Here is an 18,059-nt window from a genome sequence, read left to right on the forward strand (position 1 = left end):
CGGGCATTTCAGACTCAATTCCGCGGATGATCGCAGCGAAGGCGCGCAGCCGGCGAGCATTCGACTCGTTGAGCCGTCCACCGTTGGCCCACATATGAACCGCCCGCCGGGAGACGCCGAAGATCTTGCCTAGCTGATCCCATGTGAGTCCGGAGTGTGCCTTGACCCATGCGACCTCTTCGCGGTCGCTGCGAGACTCGGCGCTGCGAGGCGTAGTTGGAACCGGCTTGGGCCTAACCGAAGGGGCGAAAGCGCCAGAGCCCGTACGATTTACAGCCGCGAGCGATTGTATTGCACCGTAATTACCGCCAATTGAAGTCCCTGCTATGCCGCCGAAAGCGGCAAGGCCAGCCATGATCAGCGATATGCCCGCTTTGGTCACATACGGACAGATGGGCGGCACGTCGGTGCCGAAATCGCTGAACTGATAACGATATTCGGTCACTTGATCGAAAACGTCTACCGCCATCGTCAGACTTCACCCCCAAAAGCGATGAGGAATTCTTCTGTCACAGCCCACCGGAAGAATTGATATCCCCTTAGCGCTAGATCCCGTACGTCCTCGTAGAGGTCCCCGCCCTGTTGTGTGCCGGGTGCGAATTCACGGAACGAATCCGTGTCAAGCATCCATGTCGGGTAGTCGTACGTCGGTACCGAGCTATCGAGGGTCGTGCCGGCCGGCAGCATTCCCCACCGCGCCATAAAGGACGCTTCGCCGGGCAAGCGGTAGCGCGCTTCAGTGACAGCCGAGAGCAGTTCGGCTTCCTCCTCATGTTGGGATTTCGAGATTCCTAAGACCTCGGGCCGCAACAGTTCAGGCAGGCGACCGAGGAGATCCGGCTGTGTCAGTTGATTGACGTATCGAACGCCAAGCCGACTGATATACGGCACAGCCACATGCCCGTTCAAGGCCTTCCACGCGTCCACAAGCCGCTGAGCGAAGTCCCTGCGACGTACATATTGGGTGGTGTCGATGCTGAGGAAGGACCCACAAAAAGTGATTTGCCAGTGGCGATCACCGCTGAGGAGACGAAACAGTCGGGTAGTACTGCGATCCTCGCTGACACCGTCAGCGGTGATGGTCATCGTCACTTCTTGACCGATTTCCATCAAGGGATACTGGTCGGCAAGCGCGTCGGCGACCTTTTTGCCGACGGCGTCCTCGTTGGTCGAGAACCTGGTGAGGTGCGGAAACCTGACCTGTGCGATGGTACGAACGAGCGGAGCCCTCACCAACGGGATGTTGGTGTCGGACTCAGCGAAGGCGAATGGATGTGCTGCTGCCGCCATGCTTCACACTGTACTTCACACTCGTGACAAGATTTGATGGTTTCACCCATAGGCCTGGGCGCGCGCCGCCCGCAGCTTGGCCAACTCATCCAGCTCGCCATCGTCGGGCTCGGGTTCCACAGCGTCCGCCCGCGTCCCGGCAGGCAGCGCGCCATCGCACCCAACCCCGTACACGGTTGCCTGGTGGCCGAGGATCTTGCGACACACCTCCGCCGAGCGGTAGTTCCCCTCCAACGCACGCGCCCAGTGAGCCTCGAACAGCCGCTCGCTGCGCTCCTGCCCCACAGCGAACGCCTCATCCGTCAACAGATCGCGCCGCGGCGCGGAACCCGAAAGCTCGCGCGCCACGATGTTCCCCACGCTCTGCGGGGACCGTAGGCCCACCACCGCGGCGATATCGCGGTAGCTGGCCGCGGCCAGGAACAGCTTGACCACCCGGGCATCCCTCCGAGCCCGCTCACCAGCAGTCGCTGCCATGCTGTCCAGTCTGGCCGACCCCACCGACACCCCACGTACACACCGTTTGCCCACGTCACGAAACACCGGCCACGCTTGCGGTACAAGGTGACCCCCCTGTCCAGTGCTCGGGGGGTATAGACGCAGCTGGCGAAGAGCGTGGCGGCCAACCCGTTTCGCGCGGCCACCCCACCCCCTCCTCCGCGTTCGGGTTTGAATAACGGGCCTTTGTGACTTGAGCCCTCAGCCTGTCAGCGTCCCGCGCAGCTTCCTCCACGGGCATATTTGATGTCGTGCCGTTTCTCGACGCGCCAGCGTGCCCGCTACGTCCGTGATTCGACGTCTTTAGTTGCCGTTGATTCACGAACCCGCAATGGCGGCAAGATTTTGCAACACCTGCAAAAGAAATGGAACCACTACGAAAGCCAAGAACACCAATGCAATGCCGACGATGATGGCAGGTGTTAAAAATACCGCGCCCAATAGGCTCAGGAACGAATTGACCAAGTCGGACAACCCGCCCCCAACAGAGCTGACGGCCGCGGCCGCCGGGGTTAATGCTCGCAGCGAGGCGGCATTGGCAGCCTCGGCGCCGGCGTAGGCACCGGCGGCGGCAGTCAGGTTCTGCACGAACTGTTGGTGGAACGCCGCGGCCTGCCCGGCGAGCTCCTGGTATCCCTGCGCGTGTGCGGAGAACACGTGCGCAATGTTCGCCGATACCTCGTCGGCGGCCGCGGGCAGAACAGCGGTAGTCGGGGCTGTGGCCGCCGTGTGCGCCGCGTCGAGCGCGGTCCCGATGGCCCCTAAGTCGTTGGCAGCGCCGGCAATGCAATCTGGCGCTGCGATAACCGACGACATGCCTATCCTCCCGACCGGTCCGTCATCGAGGCAGATTACGCGCAGACTCCCACCAGCAGTGGGATTGAAACACCCAGCCGGGGCCAGCGGGCCGCCGGCTGCTGATCAACGGTCACCGCACCGCGCAAGAATTCCGCAAGAATATCGCGAAATTTCGGCAAGTAGCCGGCGGCAACATTACAGCCAGTCACCAACTCCGACGGCCTTGAAAGAGGACCGAACATGAACATCCCGCACAACGTCAAACGGGTCTTTGCCGCGACGCTTCTGACGGGCGGCATTGCGACAACGCTTTTGGCACTGGGCGCAGACCCGGCCGAGGCCGCTCCTCTCGGGGTATGCCCCGCCGGGCATGCCTGCACGCAGTGGTGCCCCGGCGACACTAATCCAGCGGGCCGTCCCGTTCCCTGGGACACAAGGGTCTGCCACATGTTCTACTGGGATTACTACGGCGTCCACGACATCGGCAACGGCGCCTTCTACGCGTGGTCAAGGATGGGCTGGTAGCGTTGCGCCACAGTAGAATTCGATGCAACCTCAAGCACGGGTCAGGACGAGTGCCTCGATGTGGCGGTCGCCGGCCCGCGTTTCGTACTTGCGCCAGCCAGGATAGATCTCCAGGCCTTTAGCCCAGATCTGATCGCGTTCAACGGGTTTGGCGATTCGGGCGACCGCGGGCCAGGTTTCGCCCTCGATCGATACGGTGGCCTGCGGGTGGGCCTTGAGGTTGTGGTACCAGGCGGGGTGCTTAGCGCCGCCGTAGTTGGACGCGATGACGGCCACGCCGTCGGGGTGCGGGATTCCGAAAACAGCGACGGTGCGTGCTTGCCCCGACTTCGCCCCCACGGTGGTCAGGATGACGGTGGGCACACCCGACGCGATCCCCGCGAAGGTCCGCCTGCCGCCGCTGAGCTTGCTGACGAATCGGTCCAGGTAATGGGCCGTTGGACGGAACACCGCCGCCCCGAGCTTGGTCGCCGCGAAGCTGCGCATCGCCCGTTGAAACGCGTTGGCATCGTCGAAAGATCGGACCGCCATGGTGCCATTATTACCGAGCCTCCGCCGAGCAGACGCAAAAGACCCTCAAAACAACGGTTTTGGGGGCTTTTGCGTCTGCTCGGCACCCCTACCCAAGCGGCACCCACGTGTCCCACGCGTCGCCGAAGTCGAGGGAGATCCGCGGCGACTGCACGATGCTGATCATCTCGCGGAAGTGGTCTTGCCAGCCCCACCAACTGGCGACATAGAACGTGTGCTGATACCAGGTCAGCTGGTACGCGGACGGAATGCTCTCGCCCTTGTTCTCCGGCGCAAACACGGCAATGGCCAGCAGACCCACCACTGCGGGGGACGTGAGCTGGACCTTGCCGTCAAAAGCGATGCGTAGCACCGTCCTACCGTTCACGTACGGCGTCAGTTCAAACCCGGCGGGAAGTTCGTCGTCATGGTCGTGCGAGCGCCGGTGAATCCCGTAAACGACGTCGGCGATGTCGGGGCGCTTGTCGGGCAGGTCCGACCTGACCGCCACCGGAAAGCGACTCTTGTCCAGGTCCACGCCCGGCGTCGCCATCACGCCGAAGATGTCGAGCGCATCGCGTATCACCGAGCGGAATCGGGTGCCCACCCCGTGCGTCGGGTAACGCTTCCTGCCGGTCTCGTCGACGGCGTTGCACGCGTAAAGCATTGCGCCGTCCCAGTCTTTGCGTTCCCAGCGGTCGAGCGACTGTTTGACGGACTCGCCCACGTTCATGGTCATAGACGTCTGTCGAGTCCCGTTACGGCAGCACAGTGTGCATCAACATCACGTCGTATGCCGACCACAGCGACAGGTTGAAGTACACGTCCTTACCCGTCGACCAGGGATGCATCATCGGCGCATAGATGCCTCCGGGCATCTGGAAGGACGACACGAGTAGTTGCTCAGGACTCCACGGCCCCTGCGGAGCCGGCGCCGTGCGCGCCACGACGTCGTTTGATCCGTTGGTGTACATCACCAGATACTGCTTGAGATAGGTGTTGTACTGCGCGGACATCTCGGCCACCGGACCCGGGATGACCGGCGTGGCCGCGTCCGGCTTCGTGGCGACCCACGAGTTCGAGTCGCCGTTCCAGTACTGGTACTGCCTGAGGTCGGGCACAGCGCGTTGTGGAACCCGCGACAGGAACGCCGAACCGCCACGCCCGGGCGGGGTCCCGAAGGCGTAAAGGTAGCCGTCGTTGCCCTTCAAGAACGACGCCATCTGGAAGTGGTCATTTCCCGGTACGAACGGGGCTCGCCCGCTGTCGGGCCCCGACCCGCGGATGGTGCCGGGGTAGACCCCCCAGGTCTGGCCGTTGTCGTTGGAGACCGCGATGCCCGAATAGTTCGTCGACCATTCGCCGTCACGGCCCCAGTCCCTGATGGACATGAAACTGACGTACTGGGTTCTGCCGACCGAGATTCCGGACGTCGGGATGATGCCCGTCTCGTTGGGCGCCCACTTGATGCTGTTGATGACCTGTTTGGCGAAGCCCGGCTGGCCGATCGCCGCCCCCGGCCCCAAGTTGATGCCCTGCGACAGATCGTGATCCTGACTCCGGAACAGTGTGTTATACCGCCATTGGTGGCCCTGGACCTTGCAATAGCCGAAGGTGTCACCGAAGGCCATCAGCACCGATTGCGCGCCGCTGTCCCACATGATCCCGAGGTCGGTCCCCGAGATGCCAAAGCGCTCAAGGGTTTTGTTCGGACCCTCCGGCCCGGTCACCCAGTTCACCAGCGATGTCGGGGCCCCGCCGATCGCCGCGGGCGGCCCATCAGGCGCCGGGGCGGGCGCCGGCGCCGGGGCCGGAGCCGGGTTCGGAGCAGCCGCCTGAGGCGCGTTCGGGACCGGTTGGGCACCGGGGGCGGGTGGATTCGGTTGCGGCGGAACCACACCCGCCTGCGGTTGGATGGGCGCGGAGTACCTGGTGCCCGGTCTCATCGAACCGCTCACCGGGCCCGGCCGGGGCAACGGCGCCCCCTCGTTGGCACCCCGCGGCCTGCTGCGAAGCGGTAGCGGGCCAAGCGTTTTGGCCCCCGGCGAGGTCACCTGCGCACCCGGCGGGGGGGGTACGTTGGCGGCGTCCGCGGTGCACGGCAGGGCCGATGCCGGCGGCGCCAGCCCTATCGCGGTCACCACTGCGATCGCGGTCGCCGAGGCCAGCGAAAACGACACCATCCGAGGAATCGGCGACATCTCACACCTTTCCGGGCGGGACGCCGTAAGTGACGTCCCTTGTTGCTCATGTGACGATAGTGATCTGCGTGGCTTCTGTGACCTGGCATCCACGGATAGGTATGCATCCGTGACCGTGTCGCGACTCCCCGGTTTCACCGCAACGCCGACGACCACGTCGTCGCGAATACGTAGTGGGCACTGAACGTGGGTTTGCTTACGGCGCGACGCCGATCAGCACCACCCGATCGCCGGCACACGTCCATATCGTGTCGTCCGGATGACGCAATGAGATATCGGCGCGAACACGATCCGATACGCCGAATTCATCGCCCGCTCAACAGGAACAGACCGTAGGCGGCGATCGATTGTGAGTCGACGATCGCTCCGGACCGCATCATGTGCTCCAGGTCCGCGCGGGGGAACCACGCGCTGTGCAGGTCCTGCTCCTCATGCTCGAGGTCCGGGTGCCCCTCGGAGATGCCGGTGGCCAGAAACACCCAGCCACGCTGGCTCGTCATTCCGGGAGCGGTGTCGATCTGGCCGAGCGCCTGAAACGACGTCGCGCGCAACCCGGTCTCCTCGCGCAACTCGCGTTCGGCGAGCTCGGCGGGCTCGGTGTCCGCCAGAGCGGGAGCGGTGCCCTGCGGAAACTCCCAGCGCCGCGCGCCCACCGGATAGCGGAACTGCTCGACCAACCGGAAGCGCGCCCCGTCGTACGCGATTACCAACGCATACGTCGGCTTGTCCACCACGCTGTAGACGCCGGCGCTGCCGTCGGGTCGGCGGATGTCGTCCTCGCGGAGCACCATCCACGGGTTGCGATAGATCTCGCGCGACGCGACGCGTTCGATGAAAGACACGCGGCCAGTATCGGCGCCTGAGACGCGCAGGTGGTGTCATCTGCCGCCGTGTCTGATAGTCATAAAGCGAACAGGCGCAGCATCCGCAGAAGTGGAGTGGGTATGCCGGTTGAACTGAAGCACGGGCGATGGTGTCGGCAAATCCACGGCCTGTGCCCGTGAAAAACGCAGGATCCGCCCACGATCGCCTATCGCGCGAAGTGTACGAGAACATGCATCGCCACATCATTGTCAGCGGTGACGACGCCCTGGCGACGACGATCGTCGAGGAGCTCAAAACCGCCGGCGCCACCGTGGTGAAACTCAAGGCGGACGAACTCGCCAGGGCCGATTTCACCCGCGCGAGCGCCGTCGTCTGCGCCGGTGCCAACGACGCCAGAAACCTTGAAATCGCCTTGCTGGCAAGAAAATTCAATCCCAATGTGCGCGTGGTAGCACGACTGGCGAATGACGTGCTGCGCGGCGCGGTCAACGCCGACAACGGTCCGGGCGCGATCCTCGACGTCGCCGACCTCGCGGCGCCCTCGGTGGTCGAGGCATGCCTGGCCCAGACCACTCACCCGTTCGAAGCGGCCGGCATCCAATTCGTGGTCTCGGGCACGGAGGCGCCGTACCACGCGACCCTGCGGGAGATCTACGCCGACCTGGCGCCGGTCGCGGTGATCCACGGCAAGGACTCGCCCACGCCCGGCGAGGTAGTGCCCTGCCCGGGACGGGATCTGCCCGTGTACCGGGGCGACTGGACCTCGATGATCGGGACCAAAGACGAACTGGCCGCCCGCGGCATCAAGGTCCCCCGGCCGACCTCGACACGTTCTCACCACTCGTGGCTGCGGCGCTTGACGGACGCCTTGCACGCCGTGCGCGCCGACGCGAACCCGATGCTGCTGCCCGCGATGGGCATCGCGCTGCTCGTGGTGATCGCGTCAACGGTGTTCGTGCGCTTCGCCTATCGGCACCCGCGGATGTCGTGGTTGGACGCGTTCTACTTCACTTCCGAAACGGTCACGACGGTGGGCTACGGCGACTTCTCTTTCGCCCAGCAGAACACGTGGCTGCGCTTGTTCGCGATCGCGCTGATGTATGCCGGCGTGACCATCACCGCGGTCCTCGTCGCGTTCGTGGCCGACCTGCTGCTGTCGCGCCGCTTCGTCCACACGGCCGGGCTGCGACGGGCGCGGCACCTGCGCAACCATGTCGTGGTCGTCGGGCTCGGTTCCTTCGGCATCCGCGTCGTGAGCGACCTGACCGCGGCTGGATACGACGTCGCGGTGATCGAGCGCGACGAGAACAACCGCTTCCTGTCGACCGCGGCCAGACTCGACGTTCCGGTGATCTTCGGGGATTCCACCCTGCGCCAGACGCTGGAGTCCGCCCGCGTCGACCGTGCCCGCGCGGTGGCGGTGCTCACCCAGGACGACATGGAGAATATCGAGATCGGGATCGTGCTCCGCGAGATGCTGGGCCCGCGGGTGATGCCCGAGGTCGTTCGTCCCGAGGTTCCGATTGTGCTGCGCGTCTATGACCGGGCGCTGGGCGCCGCGGTGGCGCAGCGGTTCGGTTTCGAAAACGTCCGCTCGACGGTCGATCTGGCGGCCCCGTGGTTCATCGGCGCGGCGATGGGACTGCAGGTACTGGGGACGTTCTGGGTGGGGCAGCGCTCCTTCATGATCGGTGGCATGCATGTGGCGACGGGCAGCGAGCTCGACGGGCTGCGGATGCTGGAACTATCCACCCAAACGCGTGTCATCGCGATCACCCGACCGGAAGGTCAGGTCAGCCTGCGCCCTCGCCGCGATGCCCGGCTAAAGGGCGGCGACACCGTCTACCTCGTCGGGCCGTACCGCGAGTTGCTGGCGACCCTGCGCAAGGGACAGCCGCCCCAGCTGTCCGATGCCGAACAGCGGCCTCCCGGAGCGCGCGCGGGCTGATTGACCGTCAGCGCTGGAGTTCAGCGGCGACGGCCGCGGCGCGCCGCAACTGCCCGAGGTCCGAGCTGGTCGGGATGAGCTGGACTTCGTCGGTGCCCACCTCGGCGAAGCCGCGCAGCACCGCCACCAGCTCGTCCTCGCTGCCGGCCCAGCCGGTCGTCGGCGCCATGGCGTCGACGTACTCGGCCGGGATCCAGTTCATGTAGCGCAGCAAATGCCGGTGCAGCTGCGCGCGAGCCTCCTCGGGTGGCCCGAAGGCGAACCAGAACGACGTCGCCAGGTGGGGTTTGGGTTTGCCGGCCGCCGACCACGCGGCCCGCGCCACATCGTAGAGCTCGTTCTGCTTGACGACGTCCAGGTCCAGGGTGTTGCCGGCCAAGCCGTCGGCCCAGGCCGCGGCCCTGCGGATGGTTTTGGGCCCCATGCCGCCGATCAGCAGCGGCGGGCCCCCGGCCTGGATTGGCGGCGGCCCGACCGGCAGCACCGAGTCGGTGACCTTTTCGCCGGCCCACACCCGTTTCATCACCGCCACCCGTTCGGCCATGGCCCGTGATGTCTGCGTCGTCGGGTCGGCACCGACGGCGCGGTAGTCCTCGTGCCTGCCGCCCACCCCGATGCCGACCGTCAAGCGTCCGCCGCTGAGCATGTCACCGGACGCCAGCGCCTTGGCCAGCATGACCGGGTCATGCAGCTGCGGCACGACCACCGTCGTCACCAGCCGCACCCGTTCGGTCCAGGCGGCCAACGCGCCGAGCAGCGTCGGGCTGTCGGGATTGGCGAATGCGATGCGCTCACCCCAGCACAGGGACGAGAACGGGCCCTCGTCGATCGTCTGCGCCCAGTCCTTCAGCACCGCGGCGTCCAGGTCCGGTTCCATCACCGGCATCGTCATTCCTATCTGCACGAACGTGATTCTGGCAGCATGGGTCGGGTGGGTTTAAGCAGCACGTCAATCGCGCACGTCAGGCTGACCGTCACCGACATCGAGCGATCTCGGCAGTTCTACGAGAGCGTGTTCGGGTGGGCCGTGTTGCTGGAAATTCCTGAGGACGCCAGCGAAGCAACCCGCAGCCAGCTGGACTTCCTGCACGGCGGTGTGATCTACGACCTGGGCGGCACGCTGCTCGGGCTGCGGCCGGTGGCCAACGACCGCTTCGACGAGAACCGCGCCGGCCTGGACCACCTCGCCTTTCGGGCGGCCAGCAAGTCCGAATTAGACTCGGCCGCAGAGCATCTCGACAACTTGGGCATCGGGCACGAGCCGGTCAAAGATATTGGGCCGGCCTATATACTGCAATTCCGCGACCCGGACAACATCGCGCTCGAGCTCAGCGCGCCGAAATGACTTCGGCGCGAGGGTGCGCAGAATGACGGCTATGCCGGCGTGTCGCTGCACAACCACGCACGGTCGCGGGGAACGGGGGGTTAGGCGCCGTGCCGCTTGCTCTCCTGGTCGCGATAGTTGTCGGCGAGCTGTTGGACATGGTGGGGCAGGGCGCCGGCGGCGACGTCGGCCAACGTGGTCTCTTCCAGCACCGAGCGCATGCTGGCGCGCAGCGCCCGCCACACGTCGGTCAACGCGGTTGTCGGCCCGGAGTAGGGCAGGTCACCGAGGCCAATGTCGCGGACGCTGGCCAGCGGGCCGTCGATGCTGCGCAGCACGTCGGCGATGCTGATCTCGCTCCCTGGACGCGCCAGCTCATAGCCGCCCTCGCGCCCGCGGTGGCTGCGCACCAGACGGTCGGTGCGCAGGTTGGTGAGGATGTCGACGAGAAATTGCGGCGGGATGCCTTGCGCCTGCGCCAGGTCGTCCGTCTTGACCAACGTGCCGGCGTCGGCCGTCGCGAGCTGGACCATCGCCCGCACGGCGTACTCCGCCTTGGCCGACATGCGCATTCTGAGAATTGTGCCATTTGTCCCGGCACCGACGCGGGACGGCGGACAACTTATGGCCGCAACTCGAGCAGGTCGACGACCAGCTGCGCCTGCTCCTGCGGCGTGCGGTCCGCGGCGAGTCGCAGGTCCGGATTCTTCGGCCGCTGATACGGGCTGTCAACACCGGTGAAATGCGTGATCTCGCCCGCCCGCGCCTTGGCGTACAGGCCCTTGGGATCACGCTTCTCGCATTCCTCGATAGGCGTGTCACAGAACACCTCGAAGAATTCAAACCCGCTGTCGGCGTGGACTTTACGAGCCATGGCGCGGTGCTCCTCGAGCGGGCTGATCGCGGGCACCAGCACGATCTGCCCGGAGTCGGCGAGCAGTGTCGCGACGTGTGCCAGTCTGCGCAGGTTCTCGGCGCGATCGGCCATGGAAAAGCCGAGGTCGGCGTTGAGGCCGTGCCGTAGGTTGTCGCCGTCGAGAACGTAAGCGGGGACACCCTTTTCGAGCAACATCTGTTCTACGAGCATGGCCACCGATGACTTGCCGGCACCCGATAGGCCGGTGAGCCACACCGTGCGGCCGCGGCAGGCCCGGTCCTCGGCGGTGACAAGAGACTTGTGCCGCACGGTGTTCGGGCTTGCCTTCTGAGCCGCGACGTCGCGCAACACCATGCCGGCGGCCACCGTGCCGTTGGTGTTGGGGTCGATGAGAATGAAGGAGCCGGTGCTGGCATTGCGGGTGTATTCGTCGAGCAACAGCGGCACCTGGGTGCGCAGCGAGATGCGGCCAAGTTCGTTGAGTTTCAGCGCCGTTGCGGTCTTGTCACGATGCAGGGTGTTGACGTCGAGCCGATAATCCAGCGCGGTGATCCGCGCGCGGGTGGTTCGGGTGGTGTGTTTGACCACGTACTCGCGGCCGGGCTCGAGGGCCGTGGAGTCGGCCATCCAGCACACCGTCGCGTCGAATTCCTGCGCGATCCGTGGTTGGTTGTGGGTACGGGCGATCATGTCGCCGCGCGAGATGTCGATCTGGTCGGCCAGGGTCACCGACACCGCCATCGGCGGAAATGCCTCTGCCACAGGGCCAGTCGGGCCATCTATCGCCGCGATTCGGGTGCTCTTGCCGATCGGTAGCACCACCACCTCGTCGCCGGGGCGCATCACCCCGCTGGCCACGGTGCCCGCGTAGCTGCGGTGGTCCTGATGCTCAAGAGTGTGGGGCCGGATGACGTATTGAACCGGGAACCGCACGTCGACCAGGTTGCGGTCACCGGCGATGTAGACCTCTTCGAGGTGCGACAGCAGAGAGGGTCCCTCGTACCACGGCGTCTTGTCGGACTTGGTCACCACGTTGTCGCCGTGCAGCGCCGACATCGGGATAGTGGCGACGTCTTGTACATCAAGGCGTGCGGCGAAGGCATGGAACTCGTCCCGGATCGCCTCGAATTTCTCTTTGTCCCAGTCGATCAGGTCCATCTTGTTGACCGCCAGCACGATGTGCTGGATGCCCAGCAACGACGCCAGGAAGGCATGCCGGCGGGACTGCTCGAGCAGGCCATGCCGGGCGTCGACCAACACGATTACCAGTTGGGCGGTGGACGCGCCAGTCACCATGTTGCGGGTGTACTGGATGTGGCCCGGGGTGTCGGCGATGATGAATTTGCGCTTGGGAGTAGCGAAGTAGCGGTACGCCACGTCGATCGTGATGCCCTGCTCACGTTCGGCCCGCAGGCCGTCGGTGACCAGCGCGAGGTCGGTGTACTCGTGGCCGCGCTCCTTGGACGTCTTCTCCACCGACGCCCACTGGTCTTCCATCACGGCCTTGGAGTCGTAGAGCAGGCGCCCGATCAGCGTGGACTTGCCGTCGTCGACTGACCCGGCGGTCGCCAGTCTCAGCAGTGTGGCCATCAGAAGTAGCCCTGCCGTTTGCGGTCTTCCATCCCGGCCTCCGAGATTCGATCGTCAGCCCTGGTCGCGCCCCGCTCGGTGAGCCGGGACACCGCGGTCTCGGCGATGACTTCGCTCACGGTGCCGGCCTGCGATTCCACACACCCGGTGCAGGTGACGTCCCCGACGGTGCGGAAGCGCACGGTAGCCTCCAACACCCGCTCGTCGGCGCGTGGCTGCATGTGCCGGTGTACGGCGAGCAACATGCCGTCACGCTGAAAAACCTTGCGGCGGTGGGCGAAATAGATCGACGGCAAGGTGATCTTCTCGGCGCCGATGTAGGACCAGATGTCGAATTCGGTCCAATTGGACAGTGGGAAGACCCGGATGTGCTCACCCTTGTGGTGCCGCCCGTTGTAGAGGTTCCACAGCTCGGGCCGCTGGACCTTGGGGTCCCACTGGCCGAACTCGTCGCGGAAGCTGAACACACGCTCCTTGGCGCGCGCCTTCTCTTCGTCGCGGCGAGCTCCCCCGAACGCGGCGTCGAACTTGTTCTCCCGGATGGCGCGCAGCAGCGTCACGGTCTGGATCGGGTTGCGCGACGGGATCGTTTCGACGACCCGACCTGCGTCGATGTCGTCCTGCACCGACGCCACCACCAACCGCACCCCGGCCTTCGCGACCAGCTCGTCGCGGGTCTCGATGACCTCATCAAAGTTGTGGCCGGTGTCGACGTGCATCACCGGGAACGGCAGCCTGCCCGGTTGGAACGCCTTGATCGCCAGATGCAGCATGACGATCGAGTCCTTACCCCCGGAGAACAGCAACACCGGCCGTTCGAACTCGGCCGCCACCTCCCGGATGATGTGGATCGCCTCGGCCTCCAGCGAGCGCAGATGGCTCAATTCGTACTGGCCGGCCGCCGGGCTGGCCTTCGCCTCGGTGCTGGTCATCGGTCCCTCACGGTAATTCGGATAAAGTTGGCAGAACTGACCATCTTTATGGTCAATGTTGTATATGGAACCAGCCGAGGCTTGCCGTGTCAATGAGGCCGGTCCGGCTCGCATGCGTTGGGAGCGCCGGCCGGTCGCCGAGCGTGAAATCTAGGCGAAAATCTGGCCGGATCTTCACCCTCAGAGCACGCTCGGCGAAGGCGTTTGCGCGCGAGGCCGGCCCGTCGCCGAGCGTGACATCTGGGCGAAAATCTGGCCAGATTTTCGCCGCCAGAGCACGCTCGGCGAAGGCGTGTGCGGGCGAAGGCGTGTGTCGGCGAAGGCGTGTGCGGGCGGCGGCGTACGTTCGTCGACGGCGTATGCGCGCGTTAGGTGGTGACCTCTTCGAGCTTGCCGGTGGCGACGTCGAAGACGAACCCACGCAACGACACGTGCTTGGTGACAAACGGGCTGTGCTCGATCCGGCGCAGTCCCTGCCGGACGTCCTCGGCGAGATCCGGGAAGGCCTCGGCCGCCCAGGGCGGCTTGATGCCCGTCTCGTCCTGGATGGAGCGCTTGAAGTCGTCGTCGGTGAAGGTGAGCATCCCGCAGTCGGTGTGGTGGATCAGGATGATCTCCTGGGTGCCCAGCAACCGCTGACTGATGGCCAACGAGCGAATCGCGTCGTCGGTGACGACGCCACCGGCATTGCGGATGACGTGCGCCTCCCCCTCGTTGAGACCCAGGATGCGATAGACGTCGAGGCGGGCGTCCATGCACGCGACTACGGCGACGTGTTTGCTCGGCGGCAGCGGCAGTGGACCCCTGAAGGAGCTTGCGTACTGGGCATTGTTGGCCAGGTAGTCGTCGGTAACCGTCACGCCGGTCTCCTCGATTTTCGCGGTGCGGAATTTGCTGCAGAGATCGATGCCGCGGTGGATCTTAGCAACGGCAGAACCGAATTTCACCGGTGTGGATCAGTCCGAGGCGAATCGACGATGTCCTCGCTACCCTGTCCCAATGCGACGCGGCGGTGGCGAGTGACGCGTTTTCTGCTGCGTCGGTTGTTCAAGTACGTCGTGCTGCTGGCGCTGGCGTCTTTCCTGACCTACTGCCTGACGTCGTTCACGTTTGCCCCGCTGGACAGCCTGTTGCACCGCAGCCCCCGCCCGCCCCAAGCCGTCATCGATGCCAAGGCGCACGCGCTCGGCCTGGACAAGGCCCTGATCCCCCGCTACTTGAACTGGGTGTCGCACGCCGTTCGCGGTGACTTCGGCACCACGATCACCGGCCAGCCGGTCGCCGCCGACCTCTGGCGCCGTGTCGGCGTCAGCCTGCGGCTACTGGTCACCGGGTCGGTGCTGGGCACCATCATCGGCGTGGTGGCCGGCGCGTGGGGCGCCATCCGCCAGTACCGGCTCAGCGACCGTGTCGTCACCGCGTTGGCGCTGCTTTTGCTCAGCACGCCGATCTTCGTCACCTCCAACCTCTTCATCCTGGGCGCGCTGCATATCAACTGGGGCCTGGGTGTCCAACTCTTCGACTACACCGGGGAGACCTCGCCCGGGGTGACCGGCGGGGCGGGGGCCGATTTGGTCGACCGGGTGCAACATCTGGTCCTGCCGACCCTGACCCTGGCGTTGGCCGCAGCCGCCGGATACAGCCGCTATCAACGCAACGCGATGCTCGACGTGCTCGGCCAGGATTTCATCCGGACCGCCCGCGCCAAGGGTCTCACTCGGCGGCGCGCGCTACTCAAACACGGGCTACGCACCGCGCTGATCCCGATGGCGACCCTGTTCGCCTACGGGGTGGCCGGGTTGGTGACCGGCGCCGTATTCACCGAGAAGATCTTCGGCTGGCACGGCATGGGCGAATGGACGCTGCAGGGGATCGCCACCCAGGACACCAACATCGTCGCGGCGATCACGGTGTTCTCCGGCACGGTCGTGTTGCTGGCCGGCCTGCTGTCCGACGTCTTCTACGCGATGCTCGACCCGAGGGTCCGCGTTTCATGACCGCAACCATTCCCGCCGATGCGGTCCCCACAACTTTCACCTCCCGCCGAACCCTGCTGCGGCGCAGGTTCATGCGTAACCGTCCCGCGGTGGCGTCGCTGACGCTGTTGGTGCTGTTGTTCGTCGGCTGTTATGCACTGCCCTCGGTGCTGCCGTATTCCTATGAAGATCTGGATTTCGACGCGTTGCTGCAGCCGCCGAGCACCCGGCACTGGCTGGGCACCAACGCGTTGGGCCAGGACCTGTTGGCGCAGACGTTGCGGGGGATGCAGAAATCGATGCTGATCGGCGTCTGCGTAGCCCTCATCTCCACCGGTATCGCCGCCACGGTCGGAACCGTTTCGGGGTATTTCGGCGGCCGGCGGGACACGGTGCTGATGTGGGTGGTCGACCTGCTGTTGGTGGTACCCAGCTTCATCCTCATCGCCATCGTCTCGCCGCGAACCAAGAACTCGTCCAACATCATGGTGCTGGTGCTGTTGCTGGCGGTCTTCGGCTGGATGGTCAGCTCCCGCATGGTGCGCGGTCTGACCATGAGCCTGCGCGACCGCGAATTTATCAGGGCCGCAAGGTATATGGGTGTCTCCAGTCGCCGGATAATTCTCGACCATGTGGTGCCCAACGTGGCGTCCATCCTGATCATCGACGCCACCCTTAACGTCGCATCCGCCATCCTGGCCGAAACGGGTTTGAGCTTCCTGGGTTTCGGCATCCAGCCGCCCGACGTGTCGCTGGGGACCCTGATCGCCGACGGCACCCATTCGGCCACCACGTTCCCATGGGTTTTCCTCTTCCCGGCCGGGGTCCTGGTGTTGATCCTGGTGTGCGCCAACCTGGCCGGCGACGGGCTGCGGGACGCCTTCGACCCGAGCAGCACCAGCTTGCGGCGTGGCGCCCGATGAGCCCGCTGCTCGAAGTGAGCGACCTGAAGGTCACCTTTCCGACCGACCCGAACCCGGTCACGGCGGTGCGCGGCATCAGCTACCGCGTCAATCCTGGCGAAGTGGTGGCGATGGTGGGCGAATCGGGCTCGGGCAAGTCCGCGGCCGCAATGGCGGTGGCGGGCCTGCTCCCCGACTACGCGAAGGTCGGCGGCTCGGTGCGGCTACACGACACCGAGCTGTTGGGCCTGGCGGACAGCGCGATGTCGGATTTCCGCGGCAAGGTGATCGGCACGGTGTTCCAGGACCCGATGTCGGCACTGACTCCGGTCTACACCGTGGGCGACCAGATCGCCGAAGCGATCCAGGTGCACGAGCCCCGGGTCGGCAAGAAGGTGGTCCGCCGACGCGCGGTGGAATTGCTTGAGCTGGTGGGGATCTCACAGCCGGAACGACGCGCCCGCGCGTTTCCGCACGAGCTGTCCGGCGGCGAACGCCAACGCGTGGTCATCGCGATCGCGATCGCCAATGACCCCGACTTGTTGATCTGCGACGAGCCCACGACCGCGCTGGACGTTACGGTGCAGGCGCAGATCCTCGAGGTACTCAAGACGGCCCGCGACGTGACGGGCGCCGGCGTGCTGATCATCACCCACGACCTTGGGGTGGTCGCCGAGTTCGCCGACCGGGCGCTGGTGATGTACGCCGGTCGGGTGATCGAATCGGCTGCCGTGAAAGAGCTCTACGACGATCGCCAAATGCCGTACACCGTGGGTCTTTTGGGTTCGGTTCCACGGCTCGACGCCCCGCAGGGCACCAGGCTGGTACCGATTCCGGGCGCGCCCCCGTCGCTGGCGGGCCTCGACCCGGGGTGCCCGTTCGCGCCGCGCTGCCCGCTGGCCATCGACGAATGCCTGGCTGCGGAGCCGGAACTGATCGAGGTCGCCACCGATCACCGGGCGGCCTGCATCCGCACCGATCAGGTCAGCGGTCGCAGCGCCGCCGAGATCTACGGCGTCAACACGGACAGCCCCGCCACCGAACCCGCCGACTCCTCGGTCGTGGTGCGGGTGCACGATCTCATGAAGACCTATCAGCTGACCAAGGGTGTGCTGCTGCGCCGCAACATTGGCCAGGTCAAGGCCGTCAACGGCGTCAGCTTCGAATTGCGGCAGGGCCGAACGCTGGGGATCGTCGGCGAGTCCGGATCGGGCAAGTCGACGACGCTGCACGAAATCCTGGAACTGGTTGCGCCGCAATCGGGAGCTATCGAAGTGCTGGGCACCGACGTCGCCACCTTGACCGCCGCGGGTCGGCGCGCGTTGCGGCGCGACATCCAGGTCGTCTTCCAGGACCCGGTGGCCTCGCTGGACCCAAGACTGCCCGTCTTCGATCTGATCGCTGAACCGTTGCAGGCCAACGGTAGTGGCAAAGGCGACATTCACACGCGGGTCGCCGAACTACTCGACATCGTGGGATTGCGCCGCGCCGACGCAAACCGCTATCCCGGGGAGTTCTCCGGCGGGCAGAAGCAGCGCATCGGCATCGCCCGGGCTTTGGCGCTGCGGCCCAAGATCCTGGCGCTGGACGAGCCGGTGTCCGCGCTCGATGTCTCCATCCAAGCCGGGATCATCAACCTGCTGCTCGACCTGCAGCAGCGGTTCGGATTGTCGTATTTGTTTGTTTCCCATGACCTTTCGGTGGTCAAGCATCTGGCTCACCAGGTCGCGGTCATGTATGCCGGCGCGATCGTCGAGCAAGGCGACAGCCAGGAGGTCTTCAGCAATCCGCAACACGAGTACACGCGAAAGCTGTTGGGCGCGGTACCGCAACCGGATCCGAGTCGTCGTGGCTAGGCACCGT

General features: G+C 65.4%; 18 protein-coding genes and 1 pseudogene. 6 read left to right on the forward strand and 13 right to left on the reverse strand.

Annotated elements, in window-relative coordinates:
- The 4 genes from JO236_RS16455 to JO236_RS16470 form a co-directional block, all read right to left on the reverse strand.
- A partial coding sequence (locus tag JO236_RS16455) for a hypothetical protein (protein WP_293332427.1) occupies positions 1–469 on the reverse strand: 469 nt, incomplete at its 3' end.
- 2 nt (positions 470–471) lie between these two features.
- Positions 472–1,290, reverse strand: coding sequence for a TIGR04255 family protein (locus tag JO236_RS16460; protein WP_293332430.1), 819 nt, complete (start codon positions 1,288–1,290; stop codon positions 472–474).
- Between the two features lie 42 nt (positions 1,291–1,332).
- Positions 1,333–1,767 (reverse strand): hypothetical protein, encoded by a 435-nt coding sequence (locus tag JO236_RS16465; protein ID WP_293332433.1) that lies wholly within the window; start codon positions 1,765–1,767, stop codon positions 1,333–1,335.
- Positions 1,768–2,106: 339 nt separating this feature from the next.
- Positions 2,107–2,604 (reverse strand): PE family protein, encoded by a 498-nt coding sequence (locus JO236_RS16470; RefSeq protein ID WP_293332436.1) that lies wholly within the window; start codon positions 2,602–2,604, stop codon positions 2,107–2,109.
- 222 nt (positions 2,605–2,826) lie between these two features.
- On the opposite strand from JO236_RS16470, the gene JO236_RS16475 reads away from it, so the two are divergent.
- The gene (locus JO236_RS16475) at positions 2,827–3,111 is read left to right on the forward strand and encodes a hypothetical protein (RefSeq protein ID WP_293332439.1); all 285 of its coding nucleotides are present in this window, start codon (positions 2,827–2,829) and stop codon (positions 3,109–3,111) included.
- A gap of 30 nt (positions 3,112–3,141) precedes the next feature.
- Here JO236_RS16475 and JO236_RS16480 read toward each other — a convergent pair whose 3' ends face one another.
- The 4 genes from JO236_RS16480 to JO236_RS16495 all read right to left on the reverse strand — a co-directional run bounded on the left by JO236_RS16480 (position 3,142) and on the right by JO236_RS16495 (position 6,664).
- The gene (locus JO236_RS16480) at positions 3,142–3,642 is read right to left on the reverse strand and encodes a nitroreductase family deazaflavin-dependent oxidoreductase (protein WP_293332442.1); all 501 of its coding nucleotides are present in this window, start codon (positions 3,640–3,642) and stop codon (positions 3,142–3,144) included.
- Between the two features lie 88 nt (positions 3,643–3,730).
- Positions 3,731–4,360 (reverse strand): hypothetical protein, encoded by a 630-nt coding sequence (locus JO236_RS16485; RefSeq protein ID WP_293332445.1) that lies wholly within the window; start codon positions 4,358–4,360, stop codon positions 3,731–3,733.
- Positions 4,361–4,379: 19 nt separating this feature from the next.
- A complete protein-coding gene (locus JO236_RS16490; RefSeq protein ID WP_293332448.1) occupies positions 4,380–5,822 on the reverse strand; it encodes a DUF4185 domain-containing protein in 1,443 nt (480 codons plus the stop codon).
- A 305-nt stretch (positions 5,823–6,127) separates the two neighbouring features.
- Positions 6,128–6,664, reverse strand: a complete 537-nt coding sequence (locus JO236_RS16495) for an NUDIX domain-containing protein (RefSeq protein WP_416362269.1) — start codon at positions 6,662–6,664, stop codon at positions 6,128–6,130.
- A gap of 212 nt (positions 6,665–6,876) precedes the next feature.
- Between JO236_RS16495 and JO236_RS16500 the strand changes: the two genes are divergently transcribed.
- Positions 6,877–8,595 (forward strand): NAD-binding protein, encoded by a 1,719-nt coding sequence (locus tag JO236_RS16500; protein ID WP_323802164.1) that lies wholly within the window; start codon positions 6,877–6,879, stop codon positions 8,593–8,595.
- A gap of 7 nt (positions 8,596–8,602) precedes the next feature.
- On the opposite strand, the gene JO236_RS16505 is transcribed toward JO236_RS16500, so the two are convergent.
- The gene (locus JO236_RS16505; protein WP_293332568.1) at positions 8,603–9,487 is read right to left on the reverse strand and encodes an LLM class flavin-dependent oxidoreductase; all 885 of its coding nucleotides are present in this window, start codon (positions 9,485–9,487) and stop codon (positions 8,603–8,605) included.
- A gap of 39 nt (positions 9,488–9,526) precedes the next feature.
- On the opposite strand from JO236_RS16505, the gene JO236_RS16510 reads away from it, so the two are divergent.
- Positions 9,527–9,940, forward strand: coding sequence for a VOC family protein (locus JO236_RS16510; RefSeq protein ID WP_293332454.1), 414 nt, complete (start codon positions 9,527–9,529; stop codon positions 9,938–9,940).
- Positions 9,941–10,020: 80 nt separating this feature from the next.
- On the opposite strand, the gene JO236_RS16515 is transcribed toward JO236_RS16510, so the two are convergent.
- The 4 genes and pseudogenes from JO236_RS16515 to JO236_RS16530 form a co-directional block, all read right to left on the reverse strand.
- Positions 10,021–10,491: an Rrf2 family transcriptional regulator gene (locus JO236_RS16515; protein WP_293332457.1), complete on the reverse strand. Its 471-nt coding sequence runs from the start codon at positions 10,489–10,491 to the stop codon at positions 10,021–10,023.
- Positions 10,492–10,541: 50 nt separating this feature from the next.
- Positions 10,542–12,386: an adenylyl-sulfate kinase gene (gene cysC / locus JO236_RS16520; RefSeq protein WP_293332460.1), complete on the reverse strand. Its 1,845-nt coding sequence runs from the start codon at positions 12,384–12,386 to the stop codon at positions 10,542–10,544.
- Positions 12,386–13,362: pseudogene (gene cysD, locus JO236_RS16525) on the reverse strand (sulfate adenylyltransferase subunit CysD). Before cysD ends, cysC begins: the two are co-directional and overlap by 1 nt.
- Before the next feature lie 324 nt (positions 13,363–13,686).
- Complete coding sequence (locus JO236_RS16530; protein ID WP_293332466.1) at positions 13,687–14,178, reverse strand: beta-class carbonic anhydrase; 492 nt, start codon at positions 14,176–14,178, stop codon at positions 13,687–13,689.
- A gap of 159 nt (positions 14,179–14,337) precedes the next feature.
- On the opposite strand from JO236_RS16530, the gene JO236_RS16535 reads away from it, so the two are divergent.
- From JO236_RS16535 to JO236_RS16545, 3 genes are read left to right on the forward strand one after another with little or no spacing between them, the layout of a single operon-like run.
- The gene (locus tag JO236_RS16535) at positions 14,338–15,315 is read left to right on the forward strand and encodes an ABC transporter permease (RefSeq protein ID WP_293332469.1); all 978 of its coding nucleotides are present in this window, start codon (positions 14,338–14,340) and stop codon (positions 15,313–15,315) included.
- Positions 15,312–16,217: an ABC transporter permease gene (locus tag JO236_RS16540; RefSeq protein WP_293332472.1), complete on the forward strand. Its 906-nt coding sequence runs from the start codon at positions 15,312–15,314 to the stop codon at positions 16,215–16,217. The genes JO236_RS16535 and JO236_RS16540 overlap by 4 nt, the downstream gene beginning before the upstream one ends.
- Positions 16,214–18,052, forward strand: a complete 1,839-nt coding sequence (locus JO236_RS16545; protein WP_293332475.1) for an ABC transporter ATP-binding protein — start codon at positions 16,214–16,216, stop codon at positions 18,050–18,052. The genes JO236_RS16540 and JO236_RS16545 overlap by 4 nt, the downstream gene beginning before the upstream one ends.
- Positions 18,053–18,059 lie beyond the last annotated feature (7 nt).

It is taken from the genome of Mycobacterium sp. (assembly GCF_019247635.1).
GTDB lineage: Bacteria > Actinomycetota > Actinomycetes > Mycobacteriales > Mycobacteriaceae > Mycobacterium.